The sequence below is a fragment of the Paraburkholderia sp. GAS32 genome (assembly GCF_050434225.1).
GTDB lineage: Bacteria > Pseudomonadota > Gammaproteobacteria > Burkholderiales > Burkholderiaceae > Paraburkholderia > Paraburkholderia madseniana.
In genome coordinates this window covers 12,025-32,844 of record NZ_JBNPVS010000020.1, presented here as the reverse complement: position 1 = coordinate 32,844, position 20,820 = coordinate 12,025, and the positions used below count along the sequence as shown (strand labels likewise).

Annotated in this window: 20 protein-coding genes and 2 pseudogenes; 14 read left to right on the top strand and 8 right to left on the bottom strand. The window is 58.8% G+C overall.

All coding sequences use genetic code 11. The features are described 5' to 3' along the window. Positions 1 to 120 precede the first annotated feature (120 nt). From P3T25_RS23290 to P3T25_RS23255, 8 genes are all read left to right on the top strand, one after another. Positions 121 to 897 (top strand): enoyl-CoA hydratase/isomerase family protein, encoded by a 777-nt coding sequence (locus tag P3T25_RS23290; RefSeq protein ID WP_154562620.1) that lies wholly within the window; start codon positions 121 to 123, stop codon positions 895 to 897. 462 nt (positions 898 to 1,359) lie between these two features. Further along, positions 1,360 to 2,298 carry a LysR substrate-binding domain-containing protein gene (locus P3T25_RS23285; protein ID WP_171927808.1) on the top strand — a complete coding sequence of 313 codons (939 nt, stop codon included), beginning with the start codon at positions 1,360 to 1,362 and terminating at the stop codon, positions 2,296 to 2,298. 256 nt (positions 2,299 to 2,554) lie between these two features. Then, the gene (locus P3T25_RS23280) at positions 2,555 to 2,755 is read left to right on the top strand and encodes a hypothetical protein (RefSeq protein WP_171927807.1); all 201 of its coding nucleotides are present in this window, start codon (positions 2,555 to 2,557) and stop codon (positions 2,753 to 2,755) included. A 642-nt stretch (positions 2,756 to 3,397) separates the two neighbouring features. After that, entirely contained in the window at positions 3,398 to 4,051 is a 654-nt protein-coding gene (locus P3T25_RS23275) for a hydrolase (protein WP_171927806.1), read from the top strand. 309 nt (positions 4,052 to 4,360) lie between these two features. Further along, positions 4,361 to 4,648, top strand: coding sequence for a DUF1427 family protein (locus P3T25_RS23270; protein WP_154562628.1), 288 nt, complete (start codon positions 4,361 to 4,363; stop codon positions 4,646 to 4,648). After that, positions 4,645 to 6,537, top strand: a complete 1,893-nt coding sequence (locus P3T25_RS23265; RefSeq protein WP_171927805.1) for an amidohydrolase — start codon at positions 4,645 to 4,647, stop codon at positions 6,535 to 6,537. Before P3T25_RS23270 ends, P3T25_RS23265 begins: the two co-directional genes overlap by 4 nt. Before the next feature lie 37 nt (positions 6,538 to 6,574). Beyond that, positions 6,575 to 6,982: a DoxX family protein gene (locus P3T25_RS23260; protein WP_372342368.1), complete on the top strand. Its 408-nt coding sequence runs from the start codon at positions 6,575 to 6,577 to the stop codon at positions 6,980 to 6,982. 55 nt (positions 6,983 to 7,037) lie between these two features. Next, on the top strand, positions 7,038 to 7,958 hold the full coding sequence (locus tag P3T25_RS23255; RefSeq protein WP_171927803.1) for a glyoxalase: 921 nt from the start codon (positions 7,038 to 7,040) through the stop codon (positions 7,956 to 7,958). Positions 7,959 to 8,806: 848 nt separating this feature from the next. On the opposite strand, the gene P3T25_RS23250 is transcribed toward P3T25_RS23255, so the two are convergent. Then, positions 8,807 to 9,517: an SDR family NAD(P)-dependent oxidoreductase gene (locus tag P3T25_RS23250; RefSeq protein WP_171927802.1), complete on the bottom strand. Its 711-nt coding sequence runs from the start codon at positions 9,515 to 9,517 to the stop codon at positions 8,807 to 8,809. A gap of 103 nt (positions 9,518 to 9,620) precedes the next feature. Further along, a complete protein-coding gene (locus P3T25_RS23245) occupies positions 9,621 to 10,373 on the bottom strand; it encodes an SDR family oxidoreductase (RefSeq protein ID WP_429359049.1) in 753 nt (250 codons plus the stop codon). 189 nt (positions 10,374 to 10,562) lie between these two features. Between P3T25_RS23245 and P3T25_RS23240 the strand changes: the two are divergent. Next, positions 10,563 to 10,865 (top strand): annotated as a pseudogene (locus P3T25_RS23240) (GntR family transcriptional regulator); the annotation flags it as partial. 322 nt (positions 10,866 to 11,187) lie between these two features. Here P3T25_RS23240 and P3T25_RS23235 read toward each other — a convergent pair. From P3T25_RS23235 to P3T25_RS23225, 3 genes are all read right to left on the bottom strand, one after another. Beyond that, entirely contained in the window at positions 11,188 to 11,355 is a 168-nt protein-coding gene (locus P3T25_RS23235; RefSeq protein WP_171928997.1) for a hypothetical protein, read from the bottom strand. A 44-nt stretch (positions 11,356 to 11,399) separates the two neighbouring features. Further along, entirely contained in the window at positions 11,400 to 11,885 is a 486-nt protein-coding gene (locus P3T25_RS23230; RefSeq protein WP_266237174.1) for a GNAT family N-acetyltransferase, read from the bottom strand. A 456-nt stretch (positions 11,886 to 12,341) separates the two neighbouring features. Further along, a complete protein-coding gene (locus P3T25_RS23225) occupies positions 12,342 to 13,343 on the bottom strand; it encodes a bestrophin family protein (protein ID WP_266237172.1) in 1,002 nt (333 codons plus the stop codon). A 421-nt stretch (positions 13,344 to 13,764) separates the two neighbouring features. Between P3T25_RS23225 and P3T25_RS23220 the strand changes: the two genes are divergently transcribed. The 3 genes from P3T25_RS23220 (at position 13,765) to P3T25_RS23210 (ending at position 15,783) form a co-directional block, all read left to right on the top strand. After that, the gene (locus P3T25_RS23220) at positions 13,765 to 14,646 is read left to right on the top strand and encodes an RNA polymerase sigma-70 factor (RefSeq protein ID WP_171928993.1); all 882 of its coding nucleotides are present in this window, start codon (positions 13,765 to 13,767) and stop codon (positions 14,644 to 14,646) included. Between the two features lie 178 nt (positions 14,647 to 14,824). Continuing rightward, complete coding sequence (locus tag P3T25_RS23215) at positions 14,825 to 15,304, top strand: carboxymuconolactone decarboxylase family protein (protein ID WP_171928992.1); 480 nt, start codon at positions 14,825 to 14,827, stop codon at positions 15,302 to 15,304. A 71-nt stretch (positions 15,305 to 15,375) separates the two neighbouring features. Further along, positions 15,376 to 15,783 (top strand): cupin domain-containing protein, encoded by a 408-nt coding sequence (locus tag P3T25_RS23210; protein ID WP_115105177.1) that lies wholly within the window; start codon positions 15,376 to 15,378, stop codon positions 15,781 to 15,783. 202 nt (positions 15,784 to 15,985) lie between these two features. On the opposite strand, the gene P3T25_RS23205 is transcribed toward P3T25_RS23210, so the two are convergent. Further along, positions 15,986 to 17,593, bottom strand: coding sequence for a PLP-dependent aminotransferase family protein (locus P3T25_RS23205; protein WP_429359048.1), 1,608 nt, complete (start codon positions 17,591 to 17,593; stop codon positions 15,986 to 15,988). Between the two features lie 45 nt (positions 17,594 to 17,638). Here P3T25_RS23205 and P3T25_RS23200 point away from each other — a divergent pair, with 45 nt between their 5' ends. Together P3T25_RS23200 and P3T25_RS23195 are read left to right on the top strand one after the other, a co-directional pair. After that, positions 17,639 to 18,061 carry a hypothetical protein gene (locus P3T25_RS23200; protein WP_171928991.1) on the top strand — a complete coding sequence of 141 codons (423 nt, stop codon included), beginning with the start codon at positions 17,639 to 17,641 and terminating at the stop codon, positions 18,059 to 18,061. After that, positions 18,039 to 18,659, top strand: a pseudogene (locus tag P3T25_RS23195) (flagellar hook-basal body complex protein); the annotation flags it as partial. The gene P3T25_RS23200 and the pseudogene P3T25_RS23195, both read left to right, overlap by 23 nt. 15 nt (positions 18,660 to 18,674) lie before the next feature. On the opposite strand, the gene P3T25_RS23190 reads toward P3T25_RS23195, so the two are convergent. Both P3T25_RS23190 and P3T25_RS23185 read right to left on the bottom strand, forming a co-directional pair. Next, positions 18,675 to 19,541: a DedA family protein gene (locus P3T25_RS23190; protein ID WP_233469083.1), complete on the bottom strand. Its 867-nt coding sequence runs from the start codon at positions 19,539 to 19,541 to the stop codon at positions 18,675 to 18,677. A gap of 202 nt (positions 19,542 to 19,743) precedes the next feature. Continuing rightward, positions 19,744 to 20,616: a hypothetical protein gene (locus P3T25_RS23185; protein WP_171928990.1), complete on the bottom strand. Its 873-nt coding sequence runs from the start codon at positions 20,614 to 20,616 to the stop codon at positions 19,744 to 19,746. Between the last annotated feature and the right edge of the window lie 204 nt (positions 20,617 to 20,820).

Sequence of the window (20,820 nt, the reverse complement as noted above, 5' to 3'; positions counted from 1 at the left end):
CGGCGAACTCTCGCGTTACTCCAGGGGGCTTGGTGAGAAGCCCTTCCACAGTATCTAGTGAAGTCGGCCCGCTGCAGACTGGCAGGGATAATTCAGTCAGTTCGGACATAGGAGAACATCATGCAAACGAATCTGGAAAACTATTTCACTGCCTACCGCAACCTGAAGTTGATGCGGGATGAGGACGGCGTGCTGGTCGTGCAATTCCATAGCAATGGCGGCCCGCTCACTTTCACGGCAGAGGCCCACACGGAGGTTGTTGATGCGTTCTACCGGATTTCGCAGGACCGGGCGAACAAGATCGTCATCCTCACGGGTGCAGGCGGGGACTTCATGACCGGGGTTGACTGGGCATCTTTCAAGGACGTCTCCGATCCCGACGTTTGGAGCCAGATCCATGACGAAGGCGTTCAGGTCCTGGAAAACATCGCCAATATACGCGTGCCAGTCATCGCGGCCATCGAGGGGCGTGCCCATATCCACTCGGAGTATGTTCTGCTGGCCAACGTCATCGTGGCAACAGAAGACGCATCCTTTCACGACATGGGCCACTATGCTGCGGGTGTCGTGCCTGGCGACGGTATCTTTACCACCTGGAGCTATCGCGCGGGAGCGGGACGGGCAGAAGCTTTCCTGCTCAACGCGCAGCCGATTACGGCGGCGGTCGCACGCGAGTGGGGGGTGGTTGCTGAGGTCGTGCCAGACGGCCAGGCGCTTGGCCGCGCACAGGAATTGGCGAGGCAGTATTTGAAAGCGCCGGAAGTGGCACGCCGCAACACGCGCGTACACTTTATTTGGCCCTTGAAGCAACGCATCGTGCAGGAAGTTGGCTATGGGTTGTCGCTCGAAGGCGCCTCCGCAGCCGCCCTTGTGAAAACAATGCAGGCGAAGAGCTGACCGCTACGAGCGGCACCTCTCGATTTGCGGAAATATGGGAAGGCGAGTGCGTTGTCGGGTACCGTTGTGGCGCACTTGCTCAGGCCCGAGATCGATCCCTACCGCGGCCTCGCACCGCGATTGATCCGGAGCTCATGATCCGCATGTTGAAGAGTAGAAAAGTTTGTGCTGTTCGCCGCCCATCATGACGAATCACTCCCGTCGATCGATGTCTTCCAGGATACCGAACAATCCGTACGTCGGCAGACTTTTTCCACAATCCGTTACTGAGCTGACGATGGGGGACTAGTCGGGGCGAACGGCAGCTTTGACTGTCGCCGAGGCCAACGGTGCGAGAGGCGCGCCTCGTTCGTATTCTACGTTCGATACCCGGGGGCGGCGTGGCGCACCTGGCCAATACTCGCAAGCAGTGGACGGCAGCGATCTGCCGGACTGGCAACGGACATTCGACACGAGAGCCACATGAAAGCGATTGAATTGCGTCAACTGCGCTACTTCTCGATTCTTGCGCGGGAACTCCATTTCGGCCGGGCGGCCGACCTCGCGTCGATAACGCAATCTGCGCTTAGCCAGCAGATTGCGAAACTGGAAGAACTGGTGGGCGCGCAATTACTGAACCGCGACCGGCGCGGCGTGACGCTGACCGCTTCGGGCGAGGCTCTGCGGAACAGCGCCGACGCCATCTTCGCTCAGGTTGAGCGCGCGTTGCGTGAAGCGCAGGATGCCGCAGGCAGTCGAGAATCCAGGCTCTCGATCGGTCTGGTCGAGTACGCGAATCTGCCGTTTATTCCGCCTGCGCTCATTCGTTTGCAGACACTATATCCGGACATAACGATAGAGCGCCACGAGATGAACACGGCGCAGCAGATCACCGCGCTGACCAAGAAACAGATCGACATCGGCTTCGGCGTATTGGTCGACACTGCACCAGACAACGACGACGTACTGGTTCAGCCGCTGTTCGAAGCAGACTGGGTCTTGTTGATGCGCAGCGATCACCGGCTGGCAAACGTCGACTGTCTGAACCTTTGCGATCTTGCGCAGGAGCGATTGATCGGCTCGGCACGTGCGGTCAATGCGCCGCTTTATGACTCGATGGTTGCTCAGTTCCAGCAAGCTGGCTTCACACCAAACTTCATCTATGAAACGACGCAGGTACAAGTTGGCGTCACGCTCATCGAACAAGGGCTCGGCGCAATGATCGGCACCACATACCTATTCTCGTCGCTTCCAAAAACTTTGCGCTACCGGCAGATCAACGGCCTCGAGCCCGTAACGGTCCAGATGCTGTCGCGCACAAACGAACGCAATTCACTGATACTTGACTTTCTCGATCTGGCGGCTGAAGAAGCGCGTTGCGCGCAAACCCGCGCTACTGCGCCTCGCGCCTCCAGTCGATAGGCAGCATTTAGGTGCGCCTGCTCAACCGTGATCGGCGTGAAGTAACGTTGACTCTGCCAAGCGAGCACTACGCGACAGCGTCGATGCCATCATCCGGCAGGTAGAGCAGGTGCTACGGATTATTCGGGAAGCGGCGGGCTATCAGAGTTTCAAGATCTCGGTTGGCCACATTGGAGATGCCAATCTGCCGTTCATCCCGCTCGTGTTGATTCGGTTTCGGGCGCTATATCTAGCCATCACGGTTGAGCGCCACGAGATGAACACGGCGCAGCAAATCGCCGCGCTAAAAAAACTGCATCGATTGGGGTTATCTTTGCCAGCAGGCAGCGTGCTCAACGATGCGGAGATTCTAACGGAGCCTCTGCTCGAATCGAACTGTGCGCTGCTGATGCGCAGCCACCACCGACTCGCGAACGTCGACTGCCTCAAACTTGTCGACCTTGTGCTGAGCGTCTGATCACCTCGGCGCGCGGGCAAATGCTCCTCTCTACCAATCGACCGTAGCGCATTTCTAAAGCACCGGCCTCAGGGCAAATTTCGTCTACGAAAACTTGCAGGCGCAAGCCGGAACTACGCTGATCGAACAGAGACCTGGAGTAGTGACCGGTGCGATCAACCCGTTCACGTCATTGCCGCAGACAATCAACTATAGGCTCATCAATGACATGGAGCCGATGTCGGTTCAAATGGTTCTCGCGTTTGAAAGAGCGCGATTCGCTGATTTTCGATTTCGTTGAAGTGATTACCGAAGAAGCGTGTCGCTTGCTTGCTTTGAACCTCCAGTCGGGCGCACCTCGCGATAAGTACGCGGTTCGCTTCACGTGTCGGATCGATTAGCGCTAGTAATCGGCCTTGCAAGTATTTCGAATTGGCTAATACCGATGATGTCATCCAAACTTCTCCTCAACGCACGAGCGGCTTGATGAATAGGTGGACCGCCGTCGAGATCATCCGCCGGCTTGCGTTCGTGTACCGTCTGATCGTGCGTATCGTGAGAATTCTGAAATGGATGTGACATCACGAGAACGCATGCGAGAGATTGCAACAAACCGCGCAATCGAAGTATTTCGCGCATTCCCAATCGACTGGAGTATTGAAGATGACCCAAGCACAAGCGAAGCCCGGAAAGACTCTTTTGTCCCCTAACGATCACACACTGATAATGATCGACCATCAGTCGCAGATGGCATTCGCGACGAAGTCGATCGATGCGGTTCTTCTGCGCAACAATGTCGCATTGGTCGCGAAGGCGGCCCGCGAGTTTAGCGTGTCGACGATTCTGACTACTGTCGCAGAAAAGGTCTTCTCCGGTCCGATTTTCGAAGAAATCAGCTCGACATTTCCTGGTCAGACGGCGATCGATCGGACTAACATGAATATGTGGGAGGACCCGCGCATCACAGCTCGCGTAAATGAAATCGGAAAATCACGCATCGTGATGGCGGGTCTCTGGACCAGCGTCTGTATCGTCGGGCCGGCGCTTTCAGCGCTTGATCAGGGGTTTGAGGTGTACGTGATCACTGATGCGTGCGGCGATGTTTCGGACGAAGCGCATCAACGTGCGCTAGATCGTCTCGTCCAACAGGGCGCACGCCCGATGACGTCGCTGCAGTATTTGCTCGAGTTGCAACGCGATTGGGCTCGGACCGAAACCTACAATGAAACAGTTAAAACCTCGGTTGCGCATGGCGGCGGTTACGGACTGGGTCTGATCTATGCGAAGACAATGTTCGGCGGTTCCGAGGGACACTGAACAAGATTTGTCATACCCGCTCGGCCTTGGTCGTTTATCGCCGGGGTGGAGCCGGTGGCGATAATCGAAGTGCGGGTTTGCCGGTGACAGCGATCAGCAACACGGTGATTGTTTTATAGTTAGCATAACGATATATATAACATTATTAACGTCGCGCAATTAAATCAGTTATCCGATTGTTTCTGTGAATAATCGTAGGTTGACGTGATCTGCAATTGGTGATGCGGCCAGTCGATCTCGCTCCTTTGCGTAATTAACTCGAGCGACTGGCGCGCTTCAATCCGATATTTCAACGTCAGGGCAGGACCAATGAAACTCTATCTGTTATCGCTGGGCGCCGGCATCCTGGTCGGCATTATCTATAGCCTGATCAATGTACGTTCGCCAGCACCTCCGCTTATCGCACTGCTGGGTCTGCTGGGCATGCTGATCGGCGAGCAGGCGATTCCTTCCGCGAGGCAGTTGTTGGGTTATTCGACGCCACCGGCGCTATCGCATCAGGCGAGCGGAACCGATCGTCTTTCCAGCACCCGGTCGGGTCATGCCGTGTTGCAGGCAGACCGGGGGCTTGATGGCAACGAGGAGGAACACTCATGAGCATTACCATTACTCAACCGGACCTGATCCTCTACAACGGCCGGGTGACGACGCTGGATCGTTCGAACCCCACGGCAACGGCTGTTGCGATCAAGGATGGCAAGTTTGCTGCGGTGGGCAGCGACGTCGAGGTTCTGCCGCTCGCAGGGTCATCAACCCGGGTGATCGACCTGACGGGGCGCAGAGTACTGCCCGGACTGATCGACAACCACATTCACATCATTCGCGGCGGACTGAACTTCAACATGGAGCTGCGTTGGGATGGCGTGCGCTCCCTTGCCACCGCGATGGACATGCTGCGCGAGCAGGTTGCCGTCACTCCGGCGCCGCAATGGGTGCGCGTGGTGGGTGGATTCACCGAGCATCAATTCGACGAGAAACGCTTGCCCACGATCGAAGAGCTGAATGCGGTTGCGCCCGATACACCCGTGTTCATTCTGCATTTGTACGATCGCGCGCTACTGAATGCGGCGGCTCTGCGCGTGGCGGGCTACACGAAGGACACGCCGGAGCCCCCGGGAGGACAGATCGTGCGAGACAGCGCCGGCAATCCGACCGGCCTGCTGCTCGCGCAGCCGAATGCATCGATCCTGTACGCGACGCTGGCAAAGGGTCCGAAGCTGCCGTTCGACTATCAGGTGAATTCGACACGCCACTTCATGCGCGAACTTAACCGGTTGGGCGTGACCGGTGCGATCGACGCGGGCGGCGGCTCCCAGAACTATCCGGACGATTACGAGGTGATCCAGAAACTGTCCGACGAGGGCCAACTGACGATCCGTCTCGCATACAACCTGTTCACGCAGAAGCCGAAGGCGGAGAAGGAAGACTTCCTGAACTGGACGAAGACGTCGAAGTACAAGCAGGGTAACGATTACTTCCGCCACAACGGCGCAGGCGAGAATCTGGTGTTCTCGGCGGCGGACTTCGAGGACTTCCGTGTCGCACGTCCGGATATGCCCCCGCAGATGGAGGGAGAGCTGGAAGAAGTTGTGCGCGTACTGGCGGAGAACCGTTGGCCGTGGCGTATGCATGCGACCTATGACGAAACGATAAGCCGCGCGCTCGACGTGTTCGAGAAGGTCAACAGGGACGTGCCGCTTGCCGGCATCAACTGGTTCTTCGATCACGCCGAGACGATTTCCGAGAAATCGATGGACCGAGTCGCTGCGCTGGGTGGTGGCGTCGCGGTGCAGCACCGGATGGCGTACCAGGGAGAGTACTTTGTAGAGCGCTACGGTGCGAAGGCCGCCGAGGCCACGCCGCCGGTTGCGAAGATGCTGGAGAAGGGAATCCGGACTTCGTCCGGTACGGACGCAACACGGGTCGCGTCGTACAACCCTTGGGTATCGCTGTCGTGGCTGGTGACGGGCAAGACGGTGGGTGGTCTGCGGATGTATCCGCAGCGGAACTGCCTTGATCGCGAAACAGCCCTGCGCATGTGGACCGAAAATGTGACCTGGTTCTCGAACGAGGAGGGCAAGAAAGGCCGGATCGAGGCAGGTCAGTTTGCAGACCTGATCGTCCCGGACCGCGACTTCTTTGCGTGCGCTGAGGGCGAGATTGCCGATACCACGTCGCTGCTGACCGTGGTGGGTGGCAAGGTGGTATACGGCACAGGCGAATTCGCGTCGTTCGACGACAGCGCACCGCCGCCCGCGATGCCGGACTGGTCACCGGTGCGTCGCTTTGGTGGTTTCGCCGGGTGGAAGAACGCGAGCGGCAACGGCGAAGCGGCGCTGCAGCAGGTCGCAGCGGCGTCGTGTGGTTGTGCGACGGCATGCGGTGTGCACGGTCACGCGCATGCCCGCGCGTGGACGGCCAATGCGCCGACCTCGGACCTGCATGGCTTCTGGGGCGCGCTCGGCTGCTCCTGCTGGGCGGTCTGACGTGAGGACAGGCGCGCTACAGGGAAATCCGTCGTGGGTGGCCGCGTTGCTGGCACGGTCGTGGGTGCTGCCGCTGGCGCGGCTCGCCCTCGTGTCTGCGTATCTGATCGGGGGCATCGACAAGCTCGCGCATTTCCATGACGCCATTCTGGAGCAGGAGCATTTCAGCCTGCATCCAGGGGCGCTGTGGGCGACGCTGGCGATTGTCGTCGAACTGGGCGGCTCCTTCTGCGTGGTTTTCAACCGGCTTGTCTGGCTGGGCGCAGGCGGGCTGTCCGCACTGACCGCCGTTGCCATGCTGGTCGCCAACAATTTCTGGAGTCTCTCTGGCAATGCACGTTTCATCGCATTGAACGGGTTTTTTGAGCACCTCGGGCTGATTGCCGCCTTTATTGCCGTGACGTATCTGGCGAGCGGCGCACACCGGTCCCGTGGCAAGACATAGCTAAACCGAAAGAGGAACTTTCACCATCATGCATAACAGAGGAACTTTCAACATCATGCGTAAATTCCGTTCCCTCGCTGTAACCGCGCTGGTCGCGGGCACGCTCGCCGTGGCCTCGTCGCTGGCACTAGCCAGCCCCCCGGTGCTAGCCAGGCCCACGGCGACGCCGTCGTTGGCCGTAGGGCCGCAGTACGACACGACACACGTCTACGTCGCGCCCGAGGACTTCGACAGGTTTACCGACAGCTTCGTCGCGACGTTTGGCGGCCATAAGTCGCAGCGGGGCGTCTTCCAGGTGACGCCGACGCCGAGCCGGACGATGTCGCAGCTCGTGTTCACGCCGGTCGGCACGTTGTCAGTATTTGGCTTCAAGACGCCGGTTCCGTACCCGTTCGGCAGTGAGCGCACCGGCTATCTCGTGACCGACATGGATGCGGCGGTGAAGTCGGCGATGGCGCATGGCGCGGATGTATATGTGGACACGTTCCCGGATCCGATCGGGCGTGATGCGCTGATCTCGTGGCCGGGTGGTGTGCACATGCAGCTGTACTGGCACAAGCAGGCGCCGTACTACGATCCGCTGGAGACGGTGCCGGAAAATCGCGTGTATGTGTCGCCGGAGCGCGCGAAAGCGCTCATCCACGATTTCGTCGTGTTCTCGCACGGCAAGGTCGTGTCCGATGACCGCAACGCACCGGGCATCGAGATTGGCCGGCCGGCCGACACGTATCGTCGGGTCCGGATCGAATCAGGCTTCGGCAAGATCACCGTCCTCGTGACAGACGGCCATCTGCCTTACCCGTTCGGGTACGAGTTGACCGGCTACGAGGTGAAGGATCTCGCCAACACGCTGAAGAAAGCGCAGGCGGCCGGCGCGACCGTACTCGTGCAGCCGTTCACCTCGGGTGGCCGCGACGCCGCGCTCGTGCAGTTCCCGGGCGGTTACATCGCCGAGCTTCACGCGGTCGCGCACTGAGCCAGGTCGGATGTACCGGCGGTCCCAGCCCGGGAAGAAGGCGGGGACGGGCTGGTTTCGTTTGATTGCCCGCCACGTCGCCGCCGGGAGGTCCCCGGGTCAGATGATTCCGGCGGCTGAGGCGCCGGAAACGGATTGCAGGCGACGGGTCCGATAGCGAGGCGACCATGCCCGGATTTTCCGCACAGGGTCTGCTGAAATCCGAAGATACTGTTCTGGCTGCGATTGCCGGTTATATCAACACACCGAGCTTTGTCGCGCTGTTCTCTGCTGGATAAACTTCGGCCTCAAACCATCGTCATGAGCCAAAACACGACTTTTTCAACACTATCGGCCGAACTGAGCCGCTCAAAATCACTTTGCAGGGTCTTCCCCGGCGGCGATAATTTAGGGGAGGGAATGACAGGCGCGAGGCCTGTCAGATATGAATTGCCACCATTGCTGATAGCAAATCTGTAGCACGCGACACTCCCCTTCTTAACGCGTCCGCCGACTTTTCCGCAGTCCAGGCTTGCTCGCACTCATCCGACGACAATTGACCAAAACCGTCGGTTGCGAACCTCACTGTCTCCCGTCGAAGTGGGAATCTCACCCGGTAATCGAACCAAAGTAGCACGCCATTTTGGGGATATTTTTGGGGTATTTAATATGGCCCTAAATTATTGGATTGTTCGCTGGTTTAGTTTTGCGCCAACTGTTCAAGTCCGGTCCCCGGCACCATGAAGTATTCCAGCAAGTTCCGATGAAATCCGTAAAGTCGCCGTGCCATTTAGTGAACTACCCCAAATCGTTGGACGGGTGTCCAACTTTTGGGGTGCAGTTCACGGTGCCCGAGGTTTTTTTAGTTTTTAGCGGCCGGCGCTCTGGCCGCCGTCGACGTGCAGGATTTCTCCCGTGATGAACGGTGCGGAATCAAGGAACAGAATCGCGTCGGCGATATCGCTCATCTCACCCATGCGCCCAAGCGGATGGAAGGCGCCCAGCGCTTCATGGGTTTCCGGCGCGTGCATCGGCGTCTTGATGATCCCCGGCGCGACGGCATTCACGCGAATACCTTTTCTGGCGTATTCAATCGCCAGCGACTTCGTAGCGGCGTTCAGTCCCCCCTTCGTCAGGGCCGCCAGTACCGAATGCACGCCGCTGATTGCAGCGTCAACGGCGCTGGAGGTCACGCTCACCACGTGGCCGCTCGAATGCCTTTCCATTTCGGCGATGGCGAGTTGCGTGATGTGATAGAAACCCGCGATATTCACATTCACAACCGCGGCGTAGTCTTCGGCGGTATGTTGGGTGAAGGGCTTCCCGATGTATATGCCGGCGTTGTTCACCAGCGTGTCGATCCGGCCAAATCGTGCAACACCTTCGGAAATGACACGCTGGGCGGTTGCCGGGTCACCAATATCGCCGGCGACGGTCAGGATGTTCGCGTCGTCCGACGGCTTGATCGAACGTGCCGTCGCAACAATGCGGTAGTCGAGCTTACGAAACGCCTTGACGACTTCGGCGCCTATACCTTGCGATGCGCCGGTAACGACGACAACCTTTTGTGACGTGCTCATGTTTTACCCAGAAAATTTTGTTCGGCTTCAACGCCCATCGGGCCGATGGCGCCGATCAAGTCAAATGTAGGCGCGTTGATTCAGATTTCGCACAAACCTGCAATCAACCCTTTTTAGCCTGCGCCAGCCACTGGTCGAGACTGACGCGGCCGATCCGCGCATCGCCGAGCGGCACGAGCGATTGCTCCTCGACACGGCCGCCGTAGTACAGCGCATCGCGATCCGTCACCACCGGGCGGGCGTCGCCTACCGATTTCAGATAACGGGTGACGATCTCCGCGAAGGGCGCGCGGTCCGGGCCGGCGATCTCGACCGTGCCGTTCAGCGGCGCGGCGAGCGCGATCTGCGCGAGGCTCGCCGCGACGTCGTCCGCGGCGATCGGCTGGAACAGGCCGTCGCCGACGCGCACCGTGCCGCCGACCGTGCTGAAATCCGCGATACCGCCGATGAACTCCATGAACTGGGTCGCGCGCACGATCGTGTACGGCACGCCCGCCGCTTCGATCACTTCTTCCTGTGCAACCTTGGCAACGAAATACGCGTTCTCCGGCGTGCGGTCGCAGCCGACGATTGATAGCGCGACGTGATGACGTACCCCTGCGGCCACTTCGGCTTTGCCGAGGTTACGGGCCGAGGTGCGGAAAAAGTCGAGCACCGCCTGCGGCTCCCACGATGGCGCGTTCGTCACATCCACTACGACGTCTGCGCCCACGAGCGCGTTGCTCAGGCCTTCGCCCGTAACGGCGTTTACGCCGGTGCGCGGCGACGCGGCAAGCGCCTCATGACCCGCTTCGCTGAGCAGCGTGACCACACGCGAGCCGATCAGGCCGGAACCACCGATTACGACGATCTTCATGGCAGATTCTCCAGATGAAAGTAACTGAACATGTGAGGCGCTGGCGGGCATCGTATTGCGTGAAAGTGTTCGCCGCCGTCGCATCGCGTGAGGCCATTGTGGAAGAATCATGCTCTATCTAAAAGTGCCAAGAATTGTCGATCCGACTAGTCCATGTCGATTGCCGCTCCCCTTGCCTGCGAGACCCTCATGACCGTACCGACTCCCGCATTGACCATCGAAATCGATCGGCGGCAGCAGTTGCCGATCTATCTGCAGATCTGCGAGCGTTTCAGGACCGCGATCGCCGCGGGGCATCTGCGTCCCGGCGATCGCGTGCCTGCGCTGCGCGGTCTCGCCACGCAACTGAGCACGGCGCGCGGCACGGTCGAGCTCGCCTACACGATCCTCGTCGACGAGGGCTACCTGCAGATGCGCGGCGCGGCGGGCACCTTCGTATCGACGTCGCTGCCGGCATCGGCGATACACTCGTCGCGTGCGCAAGGCGTTCAGGACGCGCGGGGCAGGCAGAGCACTGAATCGCGGTGCAGTTCGCCGAAGGCCCCGATGGCCCGGTCGACGATGTCGCCGTCGCCGCCTGCGCCCGCAAGGCGGGGCTCGCGGTGCTGCCGCTTTCGATCTGGTACGCGAACGGCCGCGCGCGGCGCACGCTGCGCGGCCTCGTGATGGGCTTCGCGAACATTGCCGATGCGCGTGAGGCGGCCGTCTCGCGCGAACGTTGCGCGCGTGTCTGGACGGCTGACGCGAGGGGCATGTGTCCAGATCCCGGAGAAGTGCGGCGCGGCATGCCTTTGCTCGATGCGACAGGGATGCTTTAAGCGTCTTGCGCAACCGTACCCGCCGGCGTGCTCGCGCTGCCGACCGCCTGTGCGGCGAGCGAGGCGAGCACCGCATCGCCGGTGAGTTGAACGCGCGCCGAATCGAGCGCCTCAGCTACCGTCGCTTCGCCCATCACAAGTCCCTGCAAGAGAAGAAACTGCACGCTGTGGATGCCGATCGAACCGAACGCGTCGCGCAGATAAGGTGTCAGGAAATCCGGCTGCCGCGCGCGTTCGCCGCTATTGGATGCGAAAGAGGGGCGAGTGGTTCGACGAAATGCATGCCTCGGGCGAGCAGCCCATTGCGAAAATAGAAGCGTTGCGCAAGCGGCATGTGCAGGCCCGTGTCGAGTACGAATTCCGCGCAGCCGGTATCATGCGCAATCTGCCGTACCGCGTCGAGCAGTTGGGCACCGATGCCGCCTCGCTGCAGCCTGCCATCGACAACCAGATCGTCGACATAGACAAAGCGGCCATACAGCAGATTGGTCAGCGTGCGATAACCGGCGAGGCCGACGATTTTGCCCGCGTCGGACGCAGCGAGCAGGCGATAGCCTTCGGCATGCTGCCTCGCCACCTGCGCGGCGAACGAGTGCGCGTCCGTCAGACGCGGGCGCAACTGACGCATGACGTCGAATGCGGACAGCAGCGAATCAGGCGTGTCGAGGTGAACGAAGCGAAGCGAGGCAGGCATGTGCGTCTCCACGAGGAACGACGCTCACGATACCCAGCGCACGGCTTGGTCGATAGAGCCAAGAATGTGCGATTCGACCAAGCCATCAGGCGGACGCAGTGTGTCGCTAGCCGAATTCGACGCAGTCACCGTGAAAAGCGGTGTCACCAATAGGCCATCGCGTTGCCCACGGGTACGAGCGATGGGCATTGGGGAGCCCGGTTCTCGGACCACGTGTGTTTGTTGCCGCCGATCGCAGGCAGATCATCCAGGCATGCTCGTCGAGCCCGGGCGATAGACCTTCGACGGACGCCAGGATTCACACTCCGCGGAGCTTGGCGTCTGTCGCCCGCTTTCTGACCGGCTGCTCCACCCATGATGCCTTCCTTTGAGCAAACCTTGGCCGCGTCAATCTTACCTCGGGCTATGACGACTCTCGCGCTACAGAGGATCTACTAAACAAAGACACTGAACTCTCTATAGCGCAATGATTGTCTGGCTCGATGGATCGTCGGCACGTTCTCCGAGCATCTCCTTCAGATCGCGCTCAATGATGCTGCACAGCGTTGAAATGGGAACGTCATTTGCGCCGCCTTCAAACGGATTCTCCGTGCTTTCCCCAACCTGTTCGAGCGACGTGTACATCCACGATACTGCGACACTGCATGGCACCACCAGCCATACCATGTTGCCATGCATGAAGCCACTCACTCCATCATTCAGCTTATCGAATTCGTGAAGCAGCCCGAATGGGAAAAGCAAACAAAAAAACCTCACGAATAGCGAACTGACTGTTGCATATTGACGTGGATAGGGAAAATTCTTGAAACGTTCCGATCTTGACTGGAGATCAATGAAATCCCCAACCGCCCGTTGAAGCTCCATGTAGAAACTTGAATTCAGGTGCCCCGCAATGTGAAGCATCTTGAGCGAAGCGCCTTGCAGGCTCAGCACGAATGTAGCGATAGAAGTGGAGGAAAGCGCTTGCGTTGTTTCCGACGGAGACAAATATTCTGGCAATAATTCGCTAATGTCTCTTTCCCACTCCGGCACGCGATAGAACCGACGATATTCAGCGTTGGAACGCTTGCTCGTGCTTTCCCAGATACGGGGTCGACGTAGCTCATATCGCAGCGCGGTCAGCCAGGCAAGGTGTCGATACACCAGTTTTCGGGAAATGTCTTCGTCTTTGACAAGATCGCGTGCGATTTGGCCCCAGCGACGGCTTCTGCTCAATATGTCAATCCAGATGTCGAGGGCGTCCATTGCTCTGTTGTATGTCTGAACGTTTTTGAAGCCAACGATAAACGACGTCGCGGTTCCGAGCAGAACCACAATCGTCAGAGGTACCGACAGCCATGTAAGAGCGAAAAACTTGTACAGAGCGACCGGTACGGAACCGCAAACGAGAAGTCCGTAGATCTGTCGTCGAGTCCAGATCAAGAACTCCAATAGCTTATAGGATTTTCCAAGATGCATTTTGTGTGTCTTAGGCTACCGCAGGTGAGTAATGAAAAAAGACGCGGACAACGTGCGCACCCAGTGCCACGTTCTGCGCCCAATTGACACTGACCGGACCGCTCCTCCCCTAAGACGTTGCACGCTCGACTTTTGTGACATATGACCGAAAAATCTTCCGTCAGACTTCATGCTAAACGGTTGACTCAAGTTGTGATTGTTGTTCTTCAGACAACACGGAAGCGCCCGTTTTTGGTCTTATGTTGAGGACAAGACATGCATATGATGACGGCCAGGTTCGATTCCGGCACCGCATTATGCTCGGACCATCCGGCCAACGACGTCTCACACGACGATCTCAATTCCATGCGTGGCAATATCCTGGTGTCAGAGAGTTGTCGGACTGGCGCTCATGTATTCACACGGCTGGAGAGATCTGTTCATGAACGACGACGCGCGTGCCTTCAATGGGCTTCGCCCTCGGCTTCACAAGATTGCGTATCGGATGCTGGGGTCAATTGCCGAGGCCGAGGATATCGTGCAGGACGTCTGGCTGCGCTGGCATGCGGCGCCGCGGGAGGCCATCGAAAATGCTGAAGCGTGGCTTGTCGCAGTTGCGACGCGCCTGTGCATCGACCGTCTTCGCGCGGTAAAAATTCAGCGTGAACACTATTCGGGTATATGGTTGCCGGAACCTGAAATGACTGACCCGTCTGCTACGCCAGAAGGGGTCAGGGAACGCGCCGACGACGTATCCGTGGCCTTTCTGATGCTGCTCGAGCGGCTGACTCCGGAGGCACGCGCAGCGTTCCTGCTACGCGAGGTATTCGACGCGGACTATGATGAGGTCGCTGAAGCCATCGGCAAGACGGAGGCCGCGTGCCGCCAACTGGTCAGCCGCGCCAAAGCGCAACTACGCGAAGAACGGGCACGCTATGCTGTGCCGCGCGAAACCCATCTCCGCCTGCTGCAGACCTTCGCACAGGCGCTGGAGCGCGGCGATTTCACTGCGATCAATGCCTTGCTGGCTGACGACGCGATGCTGATCGGCGACGGCGGCGGCAAGGTGCCGAGCTTCCCGAAACCGATGGTTGGCGGCCGGCGCATCGCACAGCTTTTCTATGCTGCTTGCCGGCGCTACGGCAGCGAACTCAGCATCAAGCTCGTGATGCTCAACGGTCAATGGGCGCTGCTGCGATTTGTCGAAGGCAAGCTCGAATCGGCGCAGTCGTTCGAAACAGACGGCGCGCGCATCGTCCGTATTCTCGTGCAGCGCAATCCCGACAAGCTGGCGCGTATCGCCGCGGCACACTGCAACACCTGAACGCTGATATTTCTCCGGCCTGCCTGCGCTAGGTTGCGTTTGATTGGTGCCAAAGGGACAACACCGTGAGCCCGTTTGCGGGCCTACCGCGCTACGCCACGGCGGCCTACGATGACTTCGTGCGGCGCATTGCCGCTAACGACATCCGCTAAGCGCGAGTGTTCACCAGGAGAAGTCCATGACACAGCGTATCAACTACATTCAGCAATCGCCGGAGTTGTTCAAGAAACTCCTTGAATTCAGCAATCAACTGAAGGACAGCGCAATCGAAGAATCGATCCGCGATCTCATTTCGATCCGGGCGTCGCAGATCAATGGCTGTGGGTTTTGCGTCGACATGCACGTAAAGGAAGCACGCCTGCACGGCGAGCGTGAACTGCGTCTCCATCACCTGGCAATCTGGCGCGAATCGACGCTCTTCGCGCCGCGCGAGCGCGCCGCACTGGCGTGGACTGAAGCGTTGACCAAGCTTGCCGAGCCTGGCGTGCCCGACGATATCTACGAACATGTACGTACGCAGTTCTCAGAGAAGGAACTGTCTGACCTGACGTACGAAGTCATGTCCATCAACGCCTGGAACCGCGCGAACGTAGCGTTCAGGACCGTGCCGGGTTCGGCCGACAAGGCATTCGGCCTCGACAAGACGAATCTCGCCTGAACCGTCTGGTTCTTCCATTCCTTTCCACCTTCGTCCCGCATGTGCGGGACGCGTTATTTGGCAGGCAGACCATGTTTTCACTAAAGAACACCGCAATCGCAATGCTCGTCGTCGCGGGCGCACATATCGGCGTGGCTTGTGCGGCGGCTCCCGAAGCCGTTGTGACACCGCTGATGACAAAGCCGCTCGACGACTATCCCGGCAAGGAAGCGCTGATGATCACCGTGACCTATCCACCGGGTTCTGTCGATCCAGTTCATCGGCATCACGCGCACGCCTTCGTCTATGTGCTGGAGGGATCGATCGTGATGCAGGTCAAGGGCGGCAAGGAAGTCACGCTCACGCCTGGGCAGACCTTCTATGAAGGTCCCAACGATGTACACACCGTCGGGCGTAACGCGAGCCAGACCCAACCGGCGAAGTTCATCGTGCTTCTTCTGAAGGACAAAGGCGCGCCTGTTCTCGTGCCGGAGAAATAAGCACGCTCGTGTGGCGACGCTCTGGTTTTACCTGTTTGGCTTGGCGCTGGCATCAGTGTTTGGGTCTTGGCTGGCCGATTCCAGTTCCGGCGGATCTGCGCAGCGAAAGCGGGCCCAGATGCATATGCCGCAGAGAAACGGAAGCATTCAGACGTTGCCATAAGCGGCGGCAACACGCGCCAGCTTGCCTCGGTTGAGCTGCTCATGTGCTCTCGCGTAAGGCCGCGACCATGCGTTGCGCGGCCCGGTCCATTTCATCCTCACTAAAGGGCGCGAAACCCATCACCAGACCTTGGCCCACGCTATGGCGCCGAGTGTATCGGCCCAACGGCGCCGCGTCGACACCGGCCAACTTCAATCTTCGAACGGCAGTGCGCTCATCGAGCTGCGGCAGGCGGCCCACAACGTCCAGACCGGCTGAAGCCGGCGGGAAGTCGATCAAGCCCTGCCAGTGTTTCAGAGCCGTGTGTTCGAACGCCTGTGCGCGAGTCGCATAGATCTTTCTGGTGCGACGCATGTGCTTATCGAAATGTCCGTCGCCGAAAAAGTCCGCCATGACGGCCTGTGTCAAGCCGTTAGCACTTCGGTCAGTGACTGGCGTCGCCCGGATAAACGGCTCGACGAGACGCGGGGGTAAAACGACAAAGGCAAGCCGTAGCGAGGGAAACATCAGCTTACTGAATGTTCCCGCCAATACTACGCGGGAATCGGCGCCCGGCAGACTCCGGAGCGCTGGAAGTGGTCTTGAGAGAAAGCAGTACTCGCTGTCGTAGTCGTCCTCGAAAATGATTGCATCATTCGAAGCCGCCCAGCGAAGCAAGGCAGAACGCCGTTCTGCGGACAACGGCATGCCCAGCGGAGCCTGTCGCGACGGAGTGACATAGGCGAGGACAGCCGACGGCGCCATGTGTATGCCCTCCTGCACGCGGAGGCCGTCCCGGTCAACGGGCACATCAACCACCCGAACGCCGCTCGCATGCATGATCTGTCGCGCGCCCATATATCCGGGGTCCTCCATCCAGACGGAATCCCCAGGCTTGCTCAGCAGGCGCATGCAAAGGTCGAGAGCCTGTTGCACACCGCCCACAATGACGATCTGGTCCGGCGACACTCTCACTGCGCGCGCGATCGCCAGATGTTCCGCGATGGCGAATCTCAACGCGGGCAAACCGCCAGGACTTGTGTCGTTGAGCGTAAGCAGGCGCGACGGGCGCAATTGCCGTACATGAAGTTGCCGCCATAGATCGACTGGGAACAGGCGAATATCGCCACGGTGCGGAAAGAATGGCTGCGGTAGTGAGTTCGCTCCAGAGAGCGGAAAGGGGGGATCATGCTCCCTGAGCCGCTTGATCCATGGAACGTGTAGTTCCTTTGCTGGTTCGTCGCCGGCGACAGTTTGCCGTGAAGCCACTGCGTTACACGGAAATGTGTGGTCGGGCAATGCGGTGCTCACCCGAGTACCGCTTCCGGTGCGGGCCACCAGATAACCTTCCGACAGCAATTGTTCGTACGCTCCGGCGACTGTGCCCCTGGCAAGACCGTACTGTTGTGCCAGTGTGCGCGTACCCGGGAGGAGAGCGCCTTGGGGCAAGCGGCCAGTGATGATCGCCTGGCTTAATGCCTTGTATAACCACTGCTGCAAATTTTCGTTTGCATTGGGCGCCCCCAAAGGAAGAGACCATACGACGGTGGATCGCTCGCGTCTGCGCCTTCCCGTTGGAGCTTCACATCTACCGGTCATGACGTTGGAATCTATCAGTTCTTCTTTTGCGATACGGAGTTCATGATGTGCGCACGATCGCCGTCGCAAGCAACGATTGCCTGTTAATTCAGCCTCGCCAACGAGTCCCGAGAAGTGACACGTATCGCAACCCCGAAAATTGCCGCGTCATTCACGCACCGCGACCACAGTCGAAACCATATTCAAGGCGGCGATGTAAATATTGGTCGTGTAAGGCTCGCAATGGACGAGCGCCAGACACGCGCTCCCGACGCGGAGCCGAAAATCAGAGCATCGTTCTTTCCGGCGCAGTTGAACGAACCGGAACCGACGCCCGCAAAGAACAAGCACTCAACCGTGCCCTTAACTACGGTTCACGGCGATCCAACTGAATTGAACGGCTTCGAGACGTGTCTCGTGTGCGTCAATGAATGGAATGTCGACTTCGCCGCTCCCTGCTTCGTGGCGCAGAGGCCTGATAGTCAGGGAATCATTGATACGTTGTCGTTGTCCGTGACAACCATGGAAGTGACTGAAAAAAGCAACGGGTTCTTATGAGGTGTACGCGACCTCGGGTTCGTCATTGACTCCAGTCGGTCCGAACCCGGCAGGCGATCTGGGAGCAATCACGTTTGACAATTCGGGCCGCCTGACTTCGCCTGGCGCTTCCAACCTTAGCTTCACCATCCCTAACGGTGCGGACGGTGGGGTCACGACGCAATCCTTGTCGCTGGATTTAACAGGTACGACGCAGTACGGCGGGAAGAACGGCGTAATCAGTTTGCAGCCAGACGGCAATAGTTCAGGGCAACTCACGTCGTTCTCCGTTGGTCCTGACGGCGTATTGACCGGCTCGTTTTCGAACGGCACCACGCTTGCCCTTGGCCAGGTGGTGCTCGCGACCTTCGCCAATGCGAATGGTCTCGTGAATCTCGGAAACAACGCGTATGCGCAGACGTCTGAATCTGGCGTTGCTCAAATCTCCACTCCCGGTTCAACCAATCATGGGGTGCTGCAAGGCGGTGAGACCGAAGACTCAAACGTGGACCTGACGGCGGAGCTTGTTCATTTGATTACGGCGCAGCGCGACTACCAGGCAAATGCACAGACGATCAAGACTCAGCAGACGGTCGATCAGACGCTCATCAACATATAGTTGATACGTTATCCATCAGCAATAGCCCGCGATGCCGGCGGTACAGGGGGGCGTGCCCGGTGGCCTGTCTGCCATCGGGGTTCGTGTGAGAGCCCTATGAGCAAGCCACAGATAGCAAAGGAGAACCACCGCGACGATGCCCAACAATGGCATCTGCCATCCAGATTGATGGAGGTGTGCGAACAATGGGGCGAGTCGACCGGGCAGAAACGCGCCCGCGAGGAGGCCAGCGCATGCCCATATGCTTACGCTGGCGCAGTCGTGCAATAGAAAGGAACGCGTTTTGATCGCCATCGCTCCGCAAAGAGGAACGGCGATCAGCGAAAGCCCGGGCACAAAGCGGACAATCATCAACGCACGCGCACCACGTCGAGAAAGGAAGTACTCGAATCTTGTAACACATCGTTGCCCCGTGAACGACAGTTTGCATACCAACTGGAGGGTGCGTCTGCCGTAGCGTTTGCCGCCTTGAAACCAGAGAAAATCGCCAAGAACACCACCGGAAACGGCGGCACCGAGCAGAATGACGAAGTGAAGCAGCGTACGCGCGAGGTCATATCTCGCACTGGCGATGCTCGCGCCGATCGTCATTAGCGTCGTGATGGAAGGAAACGGCAGACCGAGCGATGAGGCAAGCACGCTGAAGAATACGATCAACGCTCCATACTGAGAAAGCAGCTCATGGGAAAACATTTTATGATCCTGAGAAAATGATTTCGTCGTGGTCGTAACACTCGAGCGGGAAAGACCTGCATGAGGTTTGTCAGTGCCCTTTTCCTGGTGATTCAGAAATCGTCTGCGCTGATGGCGCACGAAGCGAATCTGAACGCTATCGTATGCGTATCTTGTTCGGCATAGAAGACTGCGCACTGCGGTTTTCATGTTGCCTGAAAAGCAACAAACGACGGGTGATCGCATGAACCTTCTGGCATGAAGTGTGATGGAACAGATCGCGCAAGTATCTCCTGAATACGTCGACCGCTGACACGCTGGTCACGGAACTCATGGAACTCGCCAAGTCGCGATTGGAACTCGCCGCAGCCCCGATGGCTCGCTTCGATAGTCCTACTCGGCGCAAATAGCTTTAGAGCGCTCCAGCCAGCCACAGCGCGACGTTGACCGAGTAACGGTGGATGTCCCGCAGAGCTTGCCGCTCGGTCTGCATCCCGTTCCCAGGAGGTTCGGTCACAAAGCTCGGACAACCAAGTCGCGAGTCCCAGTTGTAGTCGGCAAAATGATGAAAGGTACTTTGGGCGACTGCGGGACCTCCCCGGACCGAAGGTTCGAATGCGACTGCAAGATTGAAACTCTTTCCTGTTACTTTGCTTTTGCCTCGTGCGATCACTCGAGCTGGTTCGTCGTCAGGAGCGTCAACGGCGCCCTCATGGGGGTGTGCGGGCAGGAACCGGATTGCGCCGCAAGGAGAGTCAGGGTCCGCCAATACGGGATGTGTGGGTCCAACGATCGTGACTTCCTGAAAGTCTCCGTTTGTGCCCGAGTGAAAATTGGGCCAGGAGATGTGGGTTGAGAACGGGTCGTCGGCCACACGTCTGGATCGGTCGGGATCTAGATTGCGCGTGTGAAAGTGGTGTGCCTTGCCCACGCCGCCCAAACTGCACAGCGAACTGCCCAGATCCATGTGATCCCTGGTGACCAACAAACCACGACCTGCCCGTCGGAATCGCGTGATCCCCTCGCAATCTTCGGAGGTCAGACCGTCGCCTTCGTCAACGGCAAACAGCCACAACTCGTCGAACCCGGTTTCATCGAGACGAGAAAGAATCGGGTCCGGTTGCCCGAGCCGCTCGCGGTCCCGAGCAACGACATTGAACGTCACGCGCCCTTCGGAAGCTTGATGCGTTCGCAGTAGTTCTGCCAGGCGGCTGAACCGCGCAATCGACCAGTCGTCGTCGTTAGGCAGGATGGTCGTTTGAAGCAGAATCTGGATGGTACGCATGATGGTCAGTTGGTCGCTTAGAAATCTGGGTCTTATCGCGGCTGAGTCGATCTGATCCGCGACCTCCCCCTCTCGACGTGCACTTTAGTGACCGGCGCTCGGGCTGCTTTGAGACAGATGGCTACAGATAGCTGGCGCTGTGCGACGCACTGTCCGTCGTGCAACGGGTTCCCGGCGCGCGGCCATACTCGGTGTTGCCGGTCG

What these genes read in the sequence shown, in the direction of transcription:
- P3T25_RS23210 (WP_115105177.1), top strand. Translation starts at nt 15,376, where the DNA reads ATGTTTTCACTAAAGAACACCGCAATCGCAATGCTCGTCGTCGCGGGC.
- P3T25_RS23250 (WP_171927802.1), bottom strand. Translation starts at nt 9,517, where the DNA reads ATGAGCACGTCACAAAAGGTTGTCGTCGTTACCGGCGCATCGCAAGGT.
- P3T25_RS23185 (WP_171928990.1), bottom strand. Translation starts at nt 20,616, where the DNA reads ATGCGTACCATCCAGATTCTGCTTCAAACGACCATCCTGCCTAACGAC.
- P3T25_RS23215 (WP_171928992.1), top strand. Translation starts at nt 14,825, where the DNA reads ATGACACAGCGTATCAACTACATTCAGCAATCGCCGGAGTTGTTCAAG.
- P3T25_RS23270 (WP_154562628.1), top strand. Translation starts at nt 4,361, where the DNA reads ATGAAACTCTATCTGTTATCGCTGGGCGCCGGCATCCTGGTCGGCATT.
- P3T25_RS23265 (WP_171927805.1), top strand. Translation starts at nt 4,645, where the DNA reads ATGAGCATTACCATTACTCAACCGGACCTGATCCTCTACAACGGCCGG.
- P3T25_RS23230 (WP_266237174.1), bottom strand. Translation starts at nt 11,885, where the DNA reads ATGCCTGCCTCGCTTCGCTTCGTTCACCTCGACACGCCTGATTCGCTG.
- P3T25_RS23290 (WP_154562620.1), top strand. Translation starts at nt 121, where the DNA reads ATGCAAACGAATCTGGAAAACTATTTCACTGCCTACCGCAACCTGAAG.
- P3T25_RS23280 (WP_171927807.1), top strand. Translation starts at nt 2,555, where the DNA reads ATGAACACGGCGCAGCAAATCGCCGCGCTAAAAAAACTGCATCGATTG.
- P3T25_RS23285 (WP_171927808.1), top strand. Translation starts at nt 1,360, where the DNA reads ATGAAAGCGATTGAATTGCGTCAACTGCGCTACTTCTCGATTCTTGCG.
- P3T25_RS23190 (WP_233469083.1), bottom strand. Translation starts at nt 19,541, where the DNA reads ATGAAAACCGCAGTGCGCAGTCTTCTATGCCGAACAAGATACGCATAC.
- P3T25_RS23255 (WP_171927803.1), top strand. Translation starts at nt 7,038, where the DNA reads ATGCGTAAATTCCGTTCCCTCGCTGTAACCGCGCTGGTCGCGGGCACG.
- P3T25_RS23220 (WP_171928993.1), top strand. Translation starts at nt 13,765, where the DNA reads ATGAACGACGACGCGCGTGCCTTCAATGGGCTTCGCCCTCGGCTTCAC.
- P3T25_RS23245 (WP_429359049.1), bottom strand. Translation starts at nt 10,373, where the DNA reads ATGAAGATCGTCGTAATCGGTGGTTCCGGCCTGATCGGCTCGCGTGTG.
- P3T25_RS23275 (WP_171927806.1), top strand. Translation starts at nt 3,398, where the DNA reads ATGACCCAAGCACAAGCGAAGCCCGGAAAGACTCTTTTGTCCCCTAAC.
- P3T25_RS23225 (WP_266237172.1), bottom strand. Translation starts at nt 13,343, where the DNA reads ATGCATCTTGGAAAATCCTATAAGCTATTGGAGTTCTTGATCTGGACT.